This window comes from Neoluteolibacter marinus (assembly GCF_014904755.1).
Lineage (GTDB): Bacteria > Verrucomicrobiota > Verrucomicrobiia > Verrucomicrobiales > Akkermansiaceae > Haloferula > Haloferula marina.
In genome coordinates this window covers 1-552 of sequence record NZ_JACZFQ010000314.1, presented here as the reverse complement: position 1 = coordinate 552, position 552 = coordinate 1, and the positions used below count along the sequence as shown (strand labels likewise).

At 61.2% G+C, this 552-nt stretch carries 1 protein-coding gene; it reads left to right on the top strand.

The window, feature by feature from the left end; genetic code table 11:
• The coding region (locus tag IG178_RS25040) for a four-carbon acid sugar kinase family protein (RefSeq protein WP_226895798.1) at positions 1–552 on the top strand (552 nt) is incomplete at both ends.

Genomic DNA, 552 nt, shown 5'->3' with positions numbered 1-552 from the left:
GCTGGAAGCCGGCAGGTACACCCAAGACGACGTCCACTTTGCGATCGTGGATGGTCAGGCTGTTCCAGTGTCCGATACCGATTTCGCCAATGACGCCACTTTCGGATACTCGTCGTCTGGCCTGAAGGAATTCCTTCAGGAGCGTTCCAACGGCTCGATCGCCGCGGAAGACGTCCTCTCGATCTCCCTGAAGGACATCCGCGATGAAGGCGCTTCGCACGTCGAATCTCTACTGGCCGACGCGCGTAACCGACGCTGGGTGGTCATCAACGCCGAGACTTACGAGGACATGCAGGTCGTTGCGGATGCGGTCACGGCGCTTGAGAAGCAGGGACATCGGTTCATCACGCGATGCGGGCCTTCCTTCGTCCGGCCTCTCGCGGGACAGTCTGACCCCCGGATTCTCGACTCGGCTGACATTGCGACCGATCCCGAGCGGTTGCAGCACGGCCTAGTCGTCGTCGGGTCACACGTCGGCTTGACCACCCAGCAGCTGCACGTCCTCCAGGAACGAGGAGGATTGGTCGAGTACGAACTGGATGTCCGGCAGCT